The 16,308-nt window shown below is 71.1% G+C and carries 16 protein-coding genes; 5 read left to right on the top strand and 11 right to left on the bottom strand.

Annotation, left to right across the window (positions count from 1 at the left end):
- Positions 1 to 13 precede the first annotated feature (13 nt).
- Positions 14 to 460: a heat shock protein transcriptional repressor HspR gene (locus ACWDAS_RS20185; protein ID WP_450392587.1), complete on the top strand. Its 447-nt coding sequence runs from the start codon at positions 14 to 16 to the stop codon at positions 458 to 460.
- Between the two features lie 28 nt (positions 461 to 488).
- Here the strand turns inward: ACWDAS_RS20185 and ACWDAS_RS20190 are convergent, their stop codons facing one another.
- From ACWDAS_RS20190 to ACWDAS_RS20200, 3 genes are all read right to left on the bottom strand, one after another.
- Positions 489 to 1,031, bottom strand: coding sequence for a hypothetical protein (locus ACWDAS_RS20190; RefSeq protein ID WP_450392530.1), 543 nt, complete (start codon positions 1,029 to 1,031; stop codon positions 489 to 491).
- A complete protein-coding gene (locus ACWDAS_RS20195) occupies positions 1,028 to 2,185 on the bottom strand; it encodes an ImmA/IrrE family metallo-endopeptidase (RefSeq protein ID WP_450392533.1) in 1,158 nt (385 codons plus the stop codon). Before ACWDAS_RS20195 ends, ACWDAS_RS20190 begins: the two co-directional genes overlap by 4 nt.
- A 69-nt stretch (positions 2,186 to 2,254) precedes the next feature.
- Positions 2,255 to 4,279, bottom strand: a complete 2,025-nt coding sequence (locus ACWDAS_RS20200) for a PA14 domain-containing protein (protein WP_450392536.1) — start codon at positions 4,277 to 4,279, stop codon at positions 2,255 to 2,257.
- 166 nt (positions 4,280 to 4,445) lie between these two features.
- Between ACWDAS_RS20200 and ACWDAS_RS20205 the strand changes: the two genes are divergently transcribed.
- Positions 4,446 to 4,910, top strand: coding sequence for a hypothetical protein (locus ACWDAS_RS20205; RefSeq protein WP_450392538.1), 465 nt, complete (start codon positions 4,446 to 4,448; stop codon positions 4,908 to 4,910).
- Here ACWDAS_RS20205 and ACWDAS_RS20210 read toward each other — a convergent pair.
- From ACWDAS_RS20210 to ACWDAS_RS20230, 5 genes are all read right to left on the bottom strand, one after another.
- Entirely contained in the window at positions 4,868 to 5,164 is a 297-nt protein-coding gene (locus ACWDAS_RS20210) for an NIPSNAP family protein (protein WP_450392541.1), read from the bottom strand. The two genes, ACWDAS_RS20205 and ACWDAS_RS20210, sit on opposite strands and share 43 nt — an antisense overlap.
- Positions 5,165 to 5,225: 61 nt before the next feature.
- A complete protein-coding gene (grpE, locus tag ACWDAS_RS20215; RefSeq protein ID WP_450392544.1) occupies positions 5,226 to 5,882 on the bottom strand; it encodes a nucleotide exchange factor GrpE in 657 nt (218 codons plus the stop codon).
- The gene (locus ACWDAS_RS20220; protein WP_450392547.1) at positions 5,879 to 7,018 is read right to left on the bottom strand and encodes a tetratricopeptide repeat protein; all 1,140 of its coding nucleotides are present in this window, start codon (positions 7,016 to 7,018) and stop codon (positions 5,879 to 5,881) included. The genes grpE and ACWDAS_RS20220 overlap by 4 nt, the downstream gene beginning before the upstream one ends.
- A 21-nt stretch (positions 7,019 to 7,039) precedes the next feature.
- Positions 7,040 to 8,635 carry an Hsp70 family protein gene (locus ACWDAS_RS20225; protein WP_450392550.1) on the bottom strand — a complete coding sequence of 532 codons (1,596 nt, stop codon included), beginning with the start codon at positions 8,633 to 8,635 and terminating at the stop codon, positions 7,040 to 7,042.
- Between the two features lie 116 nt (positions 8,636 to 8,751).
- Entirely contained in the window at positions 8,752 to 9,156 is a 405-nt protein-coding gene (locus ACWDAS_RS20230) for a pyridoxamine 5'-phosphate oxidase family protein (RefSeq protein WP_450392553.1), read from the bottom strand.
- A 171-nt stretch (positions 9,157 to 9,327) separates the two neighbouring features.
- Between ACWDAS_RS20230 and clpB the strand changes: the two genes are divergently transcribed.
- Together clpB and ACWDAS_RS20240 are read left to right on the top strand one after the other, a co-directional pair.
- Positions 9,328 to 11,925 (top strand): ATP-dependent chaperone ClpB, encoded by a 2,598-nt coding sequence (gene clpB, locus ACWDAS_RS20235; RefSeq protein ID WP_450392589.1) that lies wholly within the window; start codon positions 9,328 to 9,330, stop codon positions 11,923 to 11,925.
- 111 nt (positions 11,926 to 12,036) lie between these two features.
- On the top strand, positions 12,037 to 12,561 hold the full coding sequence (locus ACWDAS_RS20240) for a YbjN domain-containing protein (RefSeq protein ID WP_450392556.1): 525 nt from the start codon (positions 12,037 to 12,039) through the stop codon (positions 12,559 to 12,561).
- A gap of 146 nt (positions 12,562 to 12,707) precedes the next feature.
- Here the strand turns inward: ACWDAS_RS20240 and ACWDAS_RS20245 are convergent, their stop codons facing one another.
- On the bottom strand, positions 12,708 to 13,880 hold the full coding sequence (locus tag ACWDAS_RS20245; RefSeq protein WP_450392559.1) for a pyridoxal phosphate-dependent aminotransferase: 1,173 nt from the start codon (positions 13,878 to 13,880) through the stop codon (positions 12,708 to 12,710).
- Between the two features lie 303 nt (positions 13,881 to 14,183).
- Positions 14,184 to 14,429: a hypothetical protein gene (locus ACWDAS_RS20250; RefSeq protein WP_450392562.1), complete on the bottom strand. Its 246-nt coding sequence runs from the start codon at positions 14,427 to 14,429 to the stop codon at positions 14,184 to 14,186.
- A gap of 375 nt (positions 14,430 to 14,804) precedes the next feature.
- On the opposite strand from ACWDAS_RS20250, the gene ACWDAS_RS20255 reads away from it, so the two are divergent.
- On the top strand, positions 14,805 to 15,335 hold the full coding sequence (locus ACWDAS_RS20255; RefSeq protein WP_450392564.1) for a DUF7919 family protein: 531 nt from the start codon (positions 14,805 to 14,807) through the stop codon (positions 15,333 to 15,335).
- Positions 15,336 to 15,624: 289 nt separating this feature from the next.
- Here the strand turns inward: ACWDAS_RS20255 and ACWDAS_RS20260 are convergent, their stop codons facing one another.
- Positions 15,625 to 15,840 (bottom strand): hypothetical protein, encoded by a 216-nt coding sequence (locus ACWDAS_RS20260; RefSeq protein ID WP_450392567.1) that lies wholly within the window; start codon positions 15,838 to 15,840, stop codon positions 15,625 to 15,627.
- Positions 15,841 to 16,308: the final 468 nt, after the last annotated feature.

Genomic DNA, 16,308 nt, shown 5'->3' on the forward strand with positions numbered 1-16,308 from the left:
CACGAGCGGCGGCATGCGTGGCGGACGGGGCCGCAACCCGTACGAGCTGACCGACGAATCGCCCGTCTACGTCATCTCGGTGGCGGCACAGCTCTCCGGCCTGCACCCACAGACCCTGCGCCAGTACGACCGCCTCGGCCTGGTCTCGCCCGACCGCACGGCCGGGCGCGGCCGCCGCTACTCGGCTCGTGACATCGAACTCCTGCGCGAGGTCCAGCGCCTCTCCCAGGACGAGGGCATCAACCTGGCCGGCATCAAGCGCATCATCGAGCTGGAGAACCAGGTGGCGGCCCTGCAGTCGCGCGTCGCCGAGCTGTCCGCGGCCCTCGAGGGCGCGGCGGCGGCGATGCAGCAGCGCGAGGCGGCCGTCCACGCCTCCTACCGGCGCGACCTGGTGCCCTATCAGGACGTCCAGCAGACCTCCGCGCTGGTGGTGTGGCGGCCCAAGCGGCCGGAGTGAGCGGGCGGCGCCCACTTACCGGCGGGTTCTAGGCCAGGAGGTCGGCGGGGCCCCGCGACACACGGTGCAGGAAGCGCCCCGAGGCGACCATCGCGTGCAGCAGGAGATGGCCCTCGGCCGCGGGGACGAGCCCTTCGGCGCAGGCGTCCCGCATGAGGTCGAAGGTCTCCTTGGTGGTGATGCCGCGGCGGCGCGCGAAGTCGCGGGCCGAGCGGTCGTCGGTGATCCAGACGGAGCCGCGGAACTCGCGGCGCCGGGTGATCAGCATGCATGTCTCGGCCTCGCCGAGGTGCTTGGTCGGCGCGTGGGACGAGCCGCCGAAGACCGCGCGGCGCAACCGGTCGACCTCCCGGAGCTCGGCGTCGTCGGTGATCTCCACGGGCTCGCCGAGCCACCCGGCCCCGGCCAGTCCGGCCAGCCGCGGCAGGAAGCGCGCGGAGCGGGCGGCCTCCCAGGCCACGGCCTGGGTCCAGCGGCCGCGGCCGTCCAGCACCTTCTCCAGCAGGAGCAGCCGGTCGACGGCGGCGAAGTTGCACAGGACGGTGTTGTCCGGGAACCACCACGTGGTCATGGCTGGAAGACCAGATCCCCTTCTTCCGCGTCCTGTTGCTCGGTGCCGTTGCCGGGGGGAGGCTCGGGGGCCAGGAGGTCGTGCAGCCCTTCCACGTCGGTGTCCAGCAGTGCCGCGAGCGGGCGCAGGGTCGTCTCCCCCGCCAGGTACGCCTTGTACAACTCCGAGGCCACGCGCGGCGGGAAGCGTTCCGCCGAGGCCCGCGAGGCCTGCTTCTGGAAGTCGTCGCCGGCGCCGGCCAGCAGATGACATGCCTCGGTGGTGAGGGCGCGCAGCTGCTTGCGGCGTGCGGCGTCGATCAGGCCCAGCTGGTGCAGCCGGGCGGCGAGCGCGCTGGGCGACACCCGGAAGCGTACGACCAGCCGCTCGAAGACGGAGTCCGAGATCTCGCCCTCCGCCGTCGCGGCGTCCGTCAGCTCCTGTGCGGGCATCAGCAGATGCGAGGCGAAGACATTGGCCCTGACCTCGGCCAGGTCCTTCTGCCGGCCGGGGGCGACATGGGACTCCACGACCACGCTGCGGGCGTCCTTGGCGAGGATGTGGCAGAGCTCGTGCGCCAGGGTGAAGCGCTGCCGGGTCCACACGCCGGTGGGCGCGAGCAGGACGAGGCGGAAGGAGTCGGCCTGCCACGCCAGGCCGTCCACACCCTGGGGAAGCCCGGTGATGGCGACGTCCACCCCGAAGCGCTCCTCCATCGCCGCGATCAGCTCGTCCGTACCGAGCTCCGCGGCCCGCAGCCGCTCCAACGCCTCGGCCGCCAGCCGTTCGCCCTGCGCCGCGTACCGGTCCAGCGCCGGGTCGGCCTCCGGGACCGCGGGCAACTCCCCTGTGCGGCCCAGCAGCTCCAGCACCTCGTACGCGGCCGCGAACCGGGCCGTCACCTGCTGCGCGCCCACCGGATCGGCGGCGGTGTCGCTGCGCGTCCGGGCCGCGAGCGCGGGGCGCAGCGGCTCGTTGCCGGTGAGCAGCCAGTCCACGGTCGTGCCGCCCGCCTCGGCGATCAGCGCCAGGTCCAGCGAGGTGAAGCGGCGCACGCCGCTCAGCGACTTCGACAGCTTGTCGGGCGTGAGCCCGACCGACCGGGCGAAGGCGGCCTTGGTCATCGCGGCCGCGTCCATCACGGTGCGTACACGTTCGATGACGTTCGGGTCCATGTCTACAGAGTAAGGCGGGCCTTGCGATTATCGCAAGGCCCGCCCGGGTGTGCCGCCGGTGTCCCGTCGTTACGGGGCGAGGATCGCGTAGTTCCCGCCCGGCGCGGACTCCGACCCGTCCGCGTACACGGCCTTCACCCAGTAGAAGTGGGTGGTGCCGCGCGGGGCGGTGGTGTCGGTCCAGCCGGTGCCGGTCACCGGTTCCGGGGTGAGGCTCTCGTAGCTGCCGCTGTCACGGTCCCAGCGGTAGACGAGGTAGCCGACGGCGTCGGCCACGTCGTTCCACCCCAGCCGCACGCCGTCCCTGACGTCCTCGGCGGTCAAGCGGACCGGGGAGCCCTCGGGGGTCTCCACGGACGGGGTGAGGTCGAGCTCGGTGAACTCCACCACATTGGTGTCGCGTTCCGAGAGGAACAGGGAGTTGCCCCAGATGTCCTCGGCGTCGACGAAGTAGCAGCCCTCCTCGCCGTCGGGCAGCCGCTCGGCGAGGTACTCGGTGGTGCCCGGGCTCAGCCACTCGACCGCGGCGGCGTAGCAGACCCGCTGGCCCTCGTCCTCGTAGAGCTCGCCGCGGTAGACCGTGTAACGGGCCAGGTCCGGCTCGGTGTTGGGGTCCCAGCGCAGGCGCGCCCCGTACTCGGTCGCCTCGACGGTCAGGCCGGAGACCTTGGCCGGGGGTTCCTCGTCGCCGGGGAGGGTGAAGGCGGCCTCGTTGGAGAGGGGCGACACGACGCCGTCGGCGGTCTGGGTGACGGCGTAGTGGTAGGTCACGCCGCGCTTCAGGGAGTCGCTGGTGTCGGTGCAACTGTACCGGACGGGGTCGGAGCCGAGCTCGCCCTCGGCGCGGATGGTGCAGGCCACGTCGGTCGCGGTGGCCGGGTCCACGGGCGAGGTGGCCGACCGGTGGACGGTGAACGTTCCGACCGTCTGCGCCCGGGGCATGCTCCAGGTCAGCTTGACGCCGAGGAGGGCCCCCGCGGGGGCCGCCGCCAGGTCGCCGGGGGCTTCGGGGTGCGGCGGCGTCAGCGGGGTCGCACCCGCGGCCGCCGACCGGCCGGAGATGTTGCCCGCGGCGTCCGTCGCGTCGACGGCGTAGTAGTACTGCGTCTTGGTGGCGACCGTGGTGTCCGTGTACGACGGGGCCGGAACGGTGCCGAGCTCCGTCCACGGACCTGCCGTCGACTCGGCCCGGTACACCTGGTACTTCGCCGCGTCCGCGACCGGGTTCCAGGTGAGCGCGTAGCCCTTGCCGTCGGCGGTCACCGCGGCCTTCAGGCCGGCCGGCGCGGCCGGGGCCAGTTCGTCGATCGACGTGACGGTGACCGCGGCCGACATGCCCGATTCGTTGCCGGCCTTGTCGACGGCGGAGACCGCGTAGGAGTACTTGGCCCCCGTGGACGCCGGCAGGTCGCGGTAGCTCGTGGTGGTCACGAGGACGCTGCCGCTGATCCGCGTCCAACCGCCCGTGCCCGTACGGCGGTACACCCGGTACCCCGCGAGGTCCATCTCCGCGCCCCGCGTCCACGCGAGCGCGAACGCGTGCCCGCTGGCCGGGGCCTTGAGCCCGGACGGCGCGAGCGGCTTCGTCTTGTCCACCGATGCCGACGTGCGCGGCGCGTACGTGAACTTGACGTTGGCGCTGCCCTTGAACGCGGCGAAGTCGACGCGGAGGGTGTGCTTGCCCTTGGGGATCGTGAGGTTGAGCGTCTTGTTCTGTGTGGTGCTCACGTCCTTCCAGAGGTCGATCTTGCGGGTGCCGTCGAGGTAGACGCGGATCCCGTCGCGGGCGGCGGCGGTGAAGGTGAACGGCCCGCCGGAGCCGAAGTCGCGCGTGAGGCTCCAGCGGACGCCGAAGTTGTCCTTCGGCAGCGTGACGCCGGCGGGGTCGCCGGTGCCGTAGTTCTCGTTGATCGAGGTGTCGCAGGCGGTCTTCGCCGGGGTGCCCTTGAAGGTGGTGTTGGCGTAGTAGGACGCCAGCCAGACCCCGGTGGAGCAGGTGGTCGCCGCGTGGGCGGTGCCGGCGGGCACCGCGAATCCGGTGGCGGCCGTGGCGAGCGCGAGCGCGGTGGCGCGGGCGCGTATGGATGTGGTCAAAGATCCCTCCCTGAGGAGCAAAATCCTGGCAGGTCCCGAACGCCTGTGCCAAGTCCTTCCGGGCGCTTGTGATCAGGCCGTGCCCGTACGGGTCGGTGCCCGCCGAAGGGGTGGCCGTGCGGGGCGGGGCGGGCGTGTGGGCCGCGCGGTGGGGAACACGCCTCGTATGCCGCACAGGGACCTGGGAGCCGGAGTCGTGGTGGGGCTGGCCGCGGGAATGGTGGCCGGCGCGGTGCCGCTCGGCACGAACTGGGGAGCCGCGGGGCTGGACGTGGGGCTGGCCACGGTGGCGATGTGGGCGGGGCTGCGGCTGGGGGCGCGGCGCGAGGGGCCGTGGTGGATCGCCGGGCTGATGGCGCTGGCGCTGGTGAGCGTGGGCGTGGCGGCGTACGGGGACGTGGGCGTGCCGCGCTACGCGGGGCTGGTGCCGGTCCCGGTGGTGGCGGCGCTGCTGGTGGTGGGCGGCGCCGGGTCCGCGTGGGCCCGGCGCCGGGAGATGGGCGTGGCGGGCGCCGCGGTCGGCGCGGGCGCGCTGCTGGCGGCGGCCTGGCTGCCGCTGTGGGCGGCGGCCGCGGTGTGGGCCGCGGCTCAGGCCGGTTCGACGTCGCGGACCTCGCTGCCGACGAGGTAGTCCTCGGGCTGCAGCGGCATCCGTTCCCGCTCGGGGCTGTTCCAGTAGCGGGCGTTGGCCGCGGCGAAGCCGTCCTCGCCGTCGTAGGAGATCAGCCAGACGAACTGGCCGCGCTCGCGGTCCACCCAGGCCAGGCCGATGTCGAAGCCGTGGGCACGGCGCAGCGGGACGATCTCGGCGTGCCACAGGTCGAGCCAGGCGTCGAGCATCTCCGGCTTGATGGTGTACGTGCGCAGCTGTGTGGTCCTGGGCATTCCGGGGCTCCCTGGGTTCCTCGGGGTGCTTGGGTTCCTTGGCTTCCCTGGCTTCCTTCGGTCACGCGGTCGCGTGCACGCGGACCTGCTGGGGGCGGACGACGCGGTCCCCGACGCGGTAGCCGTGGCGTACCACCTCGGCGACGTCGCCCGCCAGCTCCGGCCGTGGCGCGGGGACGGTGCCGACGGCCTCCTGGAGGGCGGGGTCGAAGCGCCCCGCGGTGACCGGGATGCGGGTCATGCCGTACTTCTCCAGGACGGTCAGCAGCTCGGCGCCGACCGAGTCGGCGAAGCCGCCGTCGACGCCGAGGTGGCGGTCGATGCGGTCCAGGAGCAGGACGAGGTCGTAGAGCAGCGGTTGCATCAGCCGGCCCTCGGCGGCCTTGCGCGTGTGGTCGAGCTCGGCGCGCAGCTCGTCCAGACTGCGGCGGCCCTCGCGGTCGTTGAGCAGTCTGCGGCGGAACTGGTCGCCGAGCACGGCCATTTCCTCGCGCAGTCCGTCGACGGCGTCGGCGACCACCGCGAAGGGATCGGGCGCGGACTGCGGGGAGGCGTCCGGGCCGTCCTCCAGGACGGCGTCCACGGGGGGTTCCGGCACGGAGACGGCCTCGGCCCACGACGCCCCCTCGGGCCCCGGCGGCCCGGGGGGCTGAGGCGGCACGGCCGGTACGGGCGGTACGGGCGGGACCTGCGGCGGCGGTGGCGGCGGTGTGCTCATGCGCGGCTCCAGAACTGCTGCGGCGGGTCGAGGAGGTGCCGGGGGAGGGACGCGCGGGTGTGCCACCAGCGCGGTTTGACGCCGATCCACACGATGAGCGCGACGGCGGCGACCGGTACGAGCAGGACGTACGCCCTGAACGGCAGGAACATCGCCACGACGGCGGGGACGACCACCCAGAGCATGCTCTTGTGCCATCGCCAGGTCTTGCCCAGGGACTCGCGGGCGAGCCCCCGGTAGAACTCCAGCCGCCCCACCAGGTCCGGATCGGCCGGGCGTACGGCCAGGCCCTGGTCGACGCAGTGCAGGATGCGCCGGGCGGCGTCCTCGGCGGCGACGACGAGCCGCCGGGTGACCGGGTGGGTGATCATGGCGCCCTCGGCGCGCAGCGACCAGATGCGGCTGATCTGGTCGCGCAGTCCCGTGTGCCGGGGGCTGTGCGCCAGCGCCTTCTCGTACCAGACAAGGGCCTCGTCGAAGCGGGAGGAGGCGTACAGGCCGTCGCCGATGGCGAGTTCGGTCCCCAGGTCGCCGGGCGTGAGGGCGGCGGCCTTCATGTACCAGGTCAGAGCGGTGTTGTGATCACCGAGCGCGGTGTGGACGTTGCCGATGTGGAAGTGCGTCGAGGCGTCGTCCGGCTGCAGTTCGAGGGACCGGCGGTGCTCCTGCAGGGCGTCCTGGTACGCGCCGAGGTCCTGGTGGACGGCGCCCAGCAGCCGCCAGGCGTAGGCGTTGCGGTCGTCGTGGTGCACGGCCTGGCGCAGTTCGTACTCGGCGGCCTGGAGGTCGCCGTCCTCGATCTTCCGCTCGGCGTTGCCCACCCAGTCGCGCACCGTGCCGCCGAGGGTCGGCTGTACGGCCTCCGGCCGGCGGGGCGCCGTTCCCTGCTTGCGGGACCGGGCGAGCCGCTGGTCGTACAGGGCGCGGGCGGAGGGGTCGGTGAGCGCCCTGCGGGCCTCCAGGACGCGACGCACCTTGTCCTCGGCCTCGCGGCGCTTGTCGGCGGTGGGGGCCTTGCTCGCCTTGCCCGCCCAGCTGCGGTGCTCGCGGTCGAGTTTCTTGCCGATCTCCTCGGCGGAGTCGCCGGTGCCGATCCCGAACTCGGCGTAGTAGTCGGGTACGTCGGTCGTGGTCATGGGGCGTCGGCTCCGCTCCGGTCAGAGGGCCGCGGTGCGGGACACCCGGTCGCTGAGTTCCTCCAGCTCTTCGGTGCCCAGGTTGTCGGGGCGCTCGACCTCGAACTCGCCGAGCCACTCGCCCGAGGTCAGGTCCTTGACCTCGACGTGGATGATGCCGTCCACGTCGTAGGCGTAGAACACCTCGAAGGGGGCGCCCTTGGGGTAGGGCGGGATCTTGAGGGTGCTCTCGCCGACGACCTTCACGTAGTCCAGGTCCTCGCCCTCGCCCTCGGTGACCTGGACGCGCAGCGCGGTCTGGCGCTCCCTGACCGTGTAGAAGGTGTCGCTCTGCTTCGCCGGGACGGTGGTGTTGTGCGGGACGATCACCGCGTTGTACTCGGGTGAGCCCGGTGCGTCGTCGTGCACGGCGATCATGCCGAGGGACTGGGAGGTGACGTCCCTGATGGACCTCACCTTGCCCTTGGTGAGCCGGGCGAGGCCGTCGCCCGGGGAGGACTCCACGTGGGCGCCGCTGCCGATGTACTTCTTCTTCTCCGCGGCCTGTTCGGCGCGGACCTCGGCGTCCAGGGCGATCAGCGCGGCGCCCAGCGCCACCACCTCGTCCTGGTTGACGCCGCGCTCCGCGCTCCTCCCCGACAGCCGCTCGACGAGGGCGGGCACCTGCGGCATGCGGGTGGAGCCGCCGACCAGCAGCACCTTGTCGATGTCGTCCCAGGTGAGTCCGGACTCCTCGAGGACGCCCTCGGTGAGGATCCGGGTGCGGTCCAGGAGTTCGGCGGTGAGCTCGTCGAACTTCTCCCGCGTGATGCGGATCTGCTCGTGGCGGCCGCCCGCGGAGAGCATGACGACGGCCTGCGGGGCGCTGGAGAGGGTGCGCTTGGCGATCTCCGCCTTGTCGCGCAGCTCGGCGAGGGTGGCGGTGTCGTCGGTGAGGTCGGGGCCGCCGGCCGCCATGAAGGCGCCGTTGAGGTGCTCCATCAGCGCCCCGTCCCAGTCGAAGCCGCCGAGGTTGCGGTCCCCGTCGGTGGCGACGACGTCGTACTCGCCGTCCTCGACCTTCATGACGGTGACGTCGAAGGTGCCGCCGCCCAGGTCGTAGACGAGGACGGTGCCGACCCGCTCGTCCTCGTCCCTGTCGACGCCGTACGCCAGAGCGGCCGCGGTCGGCTCGTTGACGATGCGCAGCACCTCCAGGCCGGCGATCCGGCCGGCGTCCTGGGTGGCCTTGCGGCGGGCGTCGTCGAAGTACGCGGGGACGGTGATCACGGCGCGCTCGACGGGCTCGCCGAGCATCATCTCCGCGTCCTCCTTGAGCCGCTTGAGGATCAGCGCGGAGATCTCCTCGGGGCGGAAGGAGGTGCCGGACTCCGAGGTGTACACCGGGGTGGGCTCGCCCATGTAGCGCTTGACGAACTGCACCACGTGGTCCGGTGCGGTGGCCGCGGACCGTTTCGCCTGCGAGCCGACGACCACGATGTCGCCCTGGAACATCACCACGGACGGGGTGATGTTCTCGCCCTCGCGATTGCGGACGATGGAGGCGGTGCCGGTCCGGTCCGCCACCGCGACCGCGGAGTACGTCGTGCCCAGATCGATTCCCACAACCCGTGCCACTGCCGGGCACCTCCCCGTAACGTCACGACACCCGAATCTGCCGGAGCGTCAATCATGCAGCATGCAGGGGTGTTTCGGGGGCGGGATCGACAGGGCCGGAGGGGCCCGGGCGAGGGTCAGGCGCGGCCCATGGCGCGGGTCAGCGCGATCTCGACGACGACCCGGTCCGGGTTGGGGGCGGGGGTACGGCCGTAGCGCTCGGCATAGCGCCGTACGGCGTCGGCGACGGCGTCCGGGTCGGTGTTGACGCGGGCCACGCCCTCCAGCGTCGCCCACCGTCCCTTGTCGACCTGGCACACGGCGACCCGGGCGCCCTCGGCGCCGGCCGCCAGGACGTTGGCGACCTTGCGGCTCGCCTTGTTGGTGATCACCCGGGCCAGCCCCGCCTCGGGGTCGTACGTCACCCCGACCGGCACGACGTGCGGGGTGCCGTCGGGGCGGTGGGTGGTGAGGGTGCTCATGAGGTACTCCCGCCAGAAGGCGAGGTAGCCGGGGTCGGGGCTGCGGGGATCGATGGCCATGGGGGTGACGGTACCCGGGTGAGGCGGGGGCGCGGGCCGGCCGTACCCGTGGGCGACGCGCGGCGCCCGGCGCTCTCGTCTTGGAAACCAACCTTGAGTGGAATAGACTCAACTTGTCTTACGCTGGAAAAAGCAGCTTCGATGTCGGCCCAGAAGGAGGAGTACGCGGACGTGGACGCCGAGCTGACCAACAAGAGCCGGGAGGCCCTGAATGCCGCCAACACCAGGGCGGTCTCGGCAGGGCACGCGGACCTGACCCCCGTGCACCTGCTGCTGGGGCTGCTGGAGCAGCCGGAGAACGACAGCGTGCTGGACGTCCTCGCGGCCACCGGCGCGGACGCCGCAGCGGTGCGGTCCGGGGCCGAGCGGCTGCTGGGCGGACTGCCCAGCGTGCAGGGGAGCACGGTGGCGCCGCCGCAGGCCAACCGCGACCTGCTGGCCGTGATCGCCGACGCGGCGGGGCGCGCGAAGGAGCTCGGGGACGCGTACGTGTCCACCGAGCATCTGCTCATCGGCATCGCCCTCAAGGGCGGCCCCGCCGGTGAGCTGCTGAAGCAGTACGGTGCGACCGGCAGCAGGCTGCAGGACGCGTTCGAGCAGATCAGGGGAGGGCAGCGCGTGACGACACCCGATCCCGAGGGCACGTACAAGGCGCTCGAGAAGTACGGCACGGACTTCACCGCGGCGGCCCGCGAGGGCAAGCTCGACCCGGTGATCGGCCGGGACAACGAGATCCGGCGCGTGGTGCAGGTGCTGTCCCGGCGCACCAAGAACAACCCGGTGCTCATCGGCGAGCCCGGCGTCGGCAAGACCGCCGTCGTCGAGGGCCTGGCCCAGCGCATCGTCAAGGGCGACGTGCCCGAGAGCCTGCGCAACAAGCGCCTGGTCGCGCTGGACCTCGGCGCGATGGTCGCCGGTGCCAAGTACCGCGGTGAGTTCGAGGAGCGGCTGAAGGCGGTGCTGGCGGAGATCAAGGCCAGCGACGGCCGGATCATCACGTTCATCGACGAGCTGCACACCGTCGTCGGCGCGGGCGCCGGCGGCGACTCCGCCATGGACGCGGGCAACATGCTCAAGCCGATGCTGGCCCGCGGCGAGCTGCGCATGGTCGGCGCGACCACGCTCGACGAGTACCGCGAGCGGATCGAGAAGGACCCGGCCCTGGAGCGCCGCTTCCAGCAGGTGCTGGTGGCCGAGCCCAGCGTCGAGGACAGCATCGCGATCCTGCGCGGGCTCAAGGGGCGCTACGAGGCGCACCACAAGGTGCAGATCGCCGACGCCGCCCTGGTCGCGGCCGCGACCCTCTCCGACCGCTACATCACCGCACGCTTCCTGCCCGACAAGGCCATCGACCTGGTCGACGAGGCCGCCTCCCGGTTGCGCATGGAGATCGACTCCTCGCCCGTGGAGATCGACGAGCTGCAGCGCTCCGTCGACCGCCTCCGGATGGAGGAGATGGCGCTGGAGAAGGAGACCGACGAGGCCTCCAAGCAGCGTCTGGAGAAGCTGCGCAAGGACCTCGCCGACAAGGACGAGGAACTGCGCGGTCTGACGGCCCGCTGGCAGAAGGAGAAGGAGGGCCTGAACCGGGTCGGTGAGCTCAAGGAACGCCTGGACGACCTGACCACCCGCATCGAGCGCGCCCAGCGCGACGGCGACTTCGAGGCCGCGTCCAAGCTGCTGTACGGCGAGAAGCCGAAGCTGGAGGCGGAGCTCGCGGAGGCCACCGAGGCGGAAGAGGTGGCCAAGCGGGGCACCATGGTCAAGGAGGAGGTCGGCCCGGACGACGTGGCCGACGTGGTCGCCGCCTGGACCGGCATCCCGGCCGGCCGTCTCATGGAGGGCGAGACCCAGAAGCTGCTGCGCATGGAGGAGGAGCTCGGCAGGCGGCTGATCGGCCAGACCGAGGCGGTGCGGTCGGTCTCCGACGCGGTGCGCCGTTCGCGCTCCGGCATCGCCGACCCCGACCGGCCCACCGGCTCGTTCCTCTTCCTCGGCCCGACCGGTGTCGGCAAGACCGAGCTGGCCAAGGCGCTCGCGGACTTCCTCTTCGACGACGAGCGGGCCATGGTCCGCATCGACATGAGCGAGTACGGAGAGAAGCACTCCGTCGCCCGCCTGGTCGGTGCCCCTCCGGGTTACGTCGGCTACGAGGAGGGCGGTCAGCTGACCGAGGCGGTGCGCCGCCGCCCGTACTCCGTGGTGCTGCTGGACGAGGTGGAGAAGGCCCACCCCGAGGTCTTCGACGTCCTGCTCCAGGTGCTCGACGACGGCCGGCTCACCGACGGGCAGGGCCGCACGGTCGACTTCCGCAACACCATCCTCATCCTCACCTCCAACCTCGGCAGCCAGTACCTGGTCGACCCGGTCCTCGGCGACGAGGAGAAGAGGGAGAGCGTGCTGGAGACGGTCCGGACCTCCTTCAAGCCCGAGTTCCTCAACCGGCTCGACGACATCGTGGTCTTCACCGCGCTGAACAAGGACGAGCTGCGACGCATCGCCCGCCTGCAGACCGACCGCCTGGCGGCCCGGCTGCGCGACCGGCGGATCGACCTCGACATCACCGACGAGGCCCTGGACTGGCTCGCCGAGGAGGGCAACGACCCCGCCTACGGCGCCCGCCCGTTGCGCCGCCTGGTGCAGACCGCCATCGGCGACCAGCTGGCCAGGGAGATCCTGGCCGGCGAGGTCAGGGACGGCGACACGGTGCGGGTCGACCGGGTCGGCGACCAGCTGCTGGTCGGCGCGGCCACCGGCAAGACCCTCTGAGGACGCCGCCCCGCGCGGAATCCGACGCGAATGGGGCACGGCGGGCCGCGCTTGCACAGCTCGGCCCGCCGTGAGGGAGGATGGGGTTATCCGTACGAAGGGAACTCCAAGGTGAGCATCGACCCGTCCTCGATTCCGAATTTCGGGGGCCAGCCGGACCCCCAGCCCGGCCCTGCCGGGAACGTGGTCATTCCTGACCAGGATCTGGTCAAGCAGCTGCTGGAGCAGATGGAGCTCAAGTACGTCGTCGACGAGGAGGGCGACCTCGCCGCGCCGTGGGAGGAGTTCCGCACCTACTTCATGTTCCGCGGGGAGGAGGACCAGCAGATCTTCGCGGTCCGCACCTTCTACGACCGGCCGTACAGCATTGAGGACAAGCCTCAGCTGCACGAGGCGATCGACGACTGGAACCGCCGCACCCTGTGGCCGAAGGTCTACACCCACACTCACGACGACGGCGCGGTCCGTCTGATCGGCGAGGCCCAGATGCTGATCGGCCTCGGCGTCGGCCTGGAGCACTTCGTCTCCAGCACCGTCAGCTGGGTCCGGGCCTCCATCGAGTTCGAGAAGTGGATCCTCGAGGCCCTGGGACTGGAGAAGGACGCGGAGTCCACGGACGACGACGGCGAGGACTGAGCGTCCGTTCCCCGGACGCACGCCCCCGGACGCACGCGACCCGCACCACGGCAGCCCGGCCGCGACGCGACCGCCGATGAGCGGCCGCGCGCTGCCGGGCTGCCGTCTTTCCGGGCGCAGTCCGGGGCGCCGCCCGTACGTCCGGATCAGAGCCGGCGCAGCCGCTCCACGCTCTCCCGCAGCACGTCCTCGCGCTTGCAGAAGGCGAAGCGCACCAGGCTGCGCCCCTCCTCCGCGTTGTCGTAGAAGATCACGTTCGGCACGGCCACGACCCCGCAGCGCTCGGGCAGGGCCCGGCAGAAGGCCAGGCCGTCCTTCTCGTCGAGCGGCCGGATGTCGGTGGTGACGAAGTACGTGCCCTCCGGGCGGAAGACCCGGAACCCGGCCTCCTCCAGGCCGTCGGAGAGCAGGTCCCGCTTGCGCCGCAGGTCCTCGCGGAAGTCCCGGAAGTACGAGTCCGGCAGCGCCAGCGCCTCGGCCACCGCGTACTGGAAGGGCCCGGCGCTGACGTAGGTCAGATACTGCTTGGCCGCGCGCACGGCGCTGACCAGGGCGGGGGCGGCGGTGACCCAGCCGACCTTCCAGCCGGTGAACGAGAACGTCTTGCCCGCGCTGGAGATGGTGACCGTGCGGTCCCGCATGCCGGGGAAGGACGCGAGCGGCACGTGCTCGGCCCCGTACGTCAGGTGCTCGTAGACCTCGTCCGTGACCACGATCAGGTCGCGTTCGACGGCGAGCTCCGCGATGGCCGCCAGCTCCTCGCGGGTGAGGACCATGCCGGTGGGGTTGTGCGGGCTGTTGAGCAGCAGCAGCCGGGTCCGCGGGGTGACCGCCTCGCGCAGCGCGTCCAGGTCGGGGCGGAACGAGGGGGCGCGCAGGGTGAGCGGGACGCGGCGGGCGCCGGCCATGGCGATGCACGCGGCGTACGAGTCGTAGAAGGGCTCGAAGGCGATCACCTCGTCGCCCGGCTCCAGCAGCCCGAGCATGGCGGCCGCGATGGCCTCCGTGGCGCCCGCGGTGACCAGTACCTCGGTGTCGGGGTCGTACCCCAGCCCGTGGAAGCGCAGCTGGTGCTCCGCGACGGCCCGGCGCAGCTCGGGGACACCGGGCCCGGGCGGGTACTGGTTGCCGCGGCCGTCGCGCAGCGCCCGCACGGCGGCCTCGCGCACCTCCTCGGGGCCGTCGGTGTCCGGGAAGCCCTGGCCGAGGTTGATCGCGCCGGTGCGGACGGCGAGGGCGGACATCTCGGCGAAGATCGTGGTCCCGAACTCGGCGAGTGCGCGGTTGAGCGGGGGTCGCGAGGAGGTCATGCCCGTCATCCTCCGCCGAACCTCTGGACTTCCTCTACTTCCGTCCGGGGGATGGCACCTGCGACGGTGTTCGGAGCACCGCCCCTGAGCAGGGAAAGTGGCGTCGGCGACTGTCGTCATCTGTCGTCGTTGGCTGCCGTCGGACGGCCCAGAGACGGCCCCGCAGTGGTGCCATCTGTGCGGGGCGACTCCCGCTTTTTCGAGCCCCACTCGCCTCAACCTGCCAGATGCCTCGGCCGCGCACGGTGGTGGCTCCGCCAGCAGCCGGCCCCATCTGCTGGCGTCTTGGGACGTTGATGTCAGTTGGTGATGTCAGGAATCGTGCCGCTGGCGGGCAGCGAGACGGAGAAGCCGTCGACGTCGTTGCCCAGCCTTCTGCTGTTGTGCAGAGGCCACCGCAACAGCCGTGGGATCGCTGACCTCGTCGTAGGCCGCCATCAGCAGAGGGTCATCGTCCTCCGGGATGAGTCGGCGCAGTGTTGCGACGTGCGTGCGGTTCGGGACCATCAGGCGCCTGGACTCAAGCCATACGGCGAGGTCGTGCTTGTCTCCGTCCACGGCGTAAAGGTAGGCCCCTCGCCCGATTCGCACCACGGGAAATGCACCCAGTTTGGAAGACGGAGTATGCGGATGCCGGCTGACCTGGCGACTCCCTGACCTGGCCCGGAGCGTGGTTGGCGCCCCTGTTCCCCGTGAGTCCCCGCAATGTCCCGCCGGAACGGGCACGCAACGGGCACGGGGGTCTCTTCGTCCCGAAGCAATGCGCGCGACCTTGTGACCTGCGGTCGAACCGCTCGTGACCTGGGCGGACCGTCCGCGAGCGTCCGTGGTTGTATGCGCACGTGCGGGGTCGTTGTAGCGCAGTTAGACACTCAGCCGGTGCCATCGGGAACTCGCTGGCCACAGCGGCTGCAATGGTGGTCTGATGCGTCGATGTTCTACGAGGATCTCAGCCGCTACGAGTACACCAACGACGGCGACACGTTCCCCGACCCGGACCCCAACAGCTTGCGATTCGTATGCTTTCAGCCGCCGTACGAGCGCCTCAACGTCGGTTGGCTGAGCGGGGACGAGCCCTGGACATCCGGGCCGGCCCCCGTCGGTTTCACGGACAATCTGCTGGCCATCATCGAGGCGCAAGCGATCAATCTGATGATGGGCATCCACCCCTGCGACTTCTGCGCGATCCCGTTCGACGATCCGCACCCGTGGTACGTACCGCGGCCTGGGAACCACCGCGCCAGTTGGGGTACCGGAGAGATCCGCGTCCCCGGCGCTTCCGGAGCGGCCTTTGCGGCCCCGAGACTCATCGGCCACTACGTCGTCGACCACGGCTATCTGCCGCCCCGCGCCTTCGTCGACGCTGTTCTCGCATTCGACCCCGACGCCCACCGGGCCGCCAGGCACCCGTGGATACCGTTCCCCTGGGTTCCCGACGATGTCGAAGCGGAGTGGATCGAGTAATCCGGTGGTGGGTGCCAGGAATCACGCCGCTGCTGTTGGTGGCACCAGTTTGGAAGACGGAGTATGCGGATGCCGGCTGACCTGGCGACTCCCTGACCTGGCCCGGAGCGAGATTGGCGCCGCCGTTCCCCGCGAGTCCCCGCTGCGTCCCCTCCGGACGGGCACGCAGCGGGCACGATGACCCCCTCGATGCGAACTGCGGGCGCGACATCGCTGAGCTTGGGTCGTTGTCTGGCTTTGGACTGCGTGATGCTGGTCCGGGTGGTGCTGAAACCCAGTGTGTCCCGTCTCAGTCCTTGACCGGTTCCACTCGAATGGGCTCAGCACCGCCCAGGTAGAGCATGTACCCGGCGTCCTCCATTTCCTCGTCCTCCATGTCCACGTCCCATCTCTCCGGCGGGACGACATAGAGTCCTGCGCTGGGTGCGGGAGCCCAGCCGAGGTTGCGCGGCGGGTCGTACTCCTCGAAGTGCCCCACGTAGAGCCGGGTCGGCGGGATGGACACGACGCAGAATCCTCCTGCTCGGAAGGTGGTGCTTACCGGTTCGAGACGGTATGGACTCCATTCCTGATGGGAGGCGCCGTACGGGAGGGCGACTTGCCCGTTCCACCTGAAATTGGAGCTATTGTCGATTGTTCCCCATGGCCATTCCAGGGTGATGTAGCGAATCACATCGACCACCCGAGCGGTTGCCGGCTCACAGGAGACGATCACTTCGCTGCCTATTCGTGGAATCACCTGATCACCTTTGTTCCAGGTCGTGGGGATGGAGCGTCGGTTCGTCTTACACGGCCCCACGATGGCCCGAGGTCAACGTGTCGAGCTGTGACCGTTGCTCGGCTGATCGGCGATGGCCCCGCTATCCCGCGGGAAGCAATACTGAGGATTAATGTGTGATGTCGCCAGGGCTTGTGGCGAGGCCGGTGCCGATGAGGCAGCCGGTGATGATGGTGGGTCGGTACTGGATCTGGC

It is taken from the genome of Streptomyces sp. NPDC001070 (assembly GCF_053598835.1).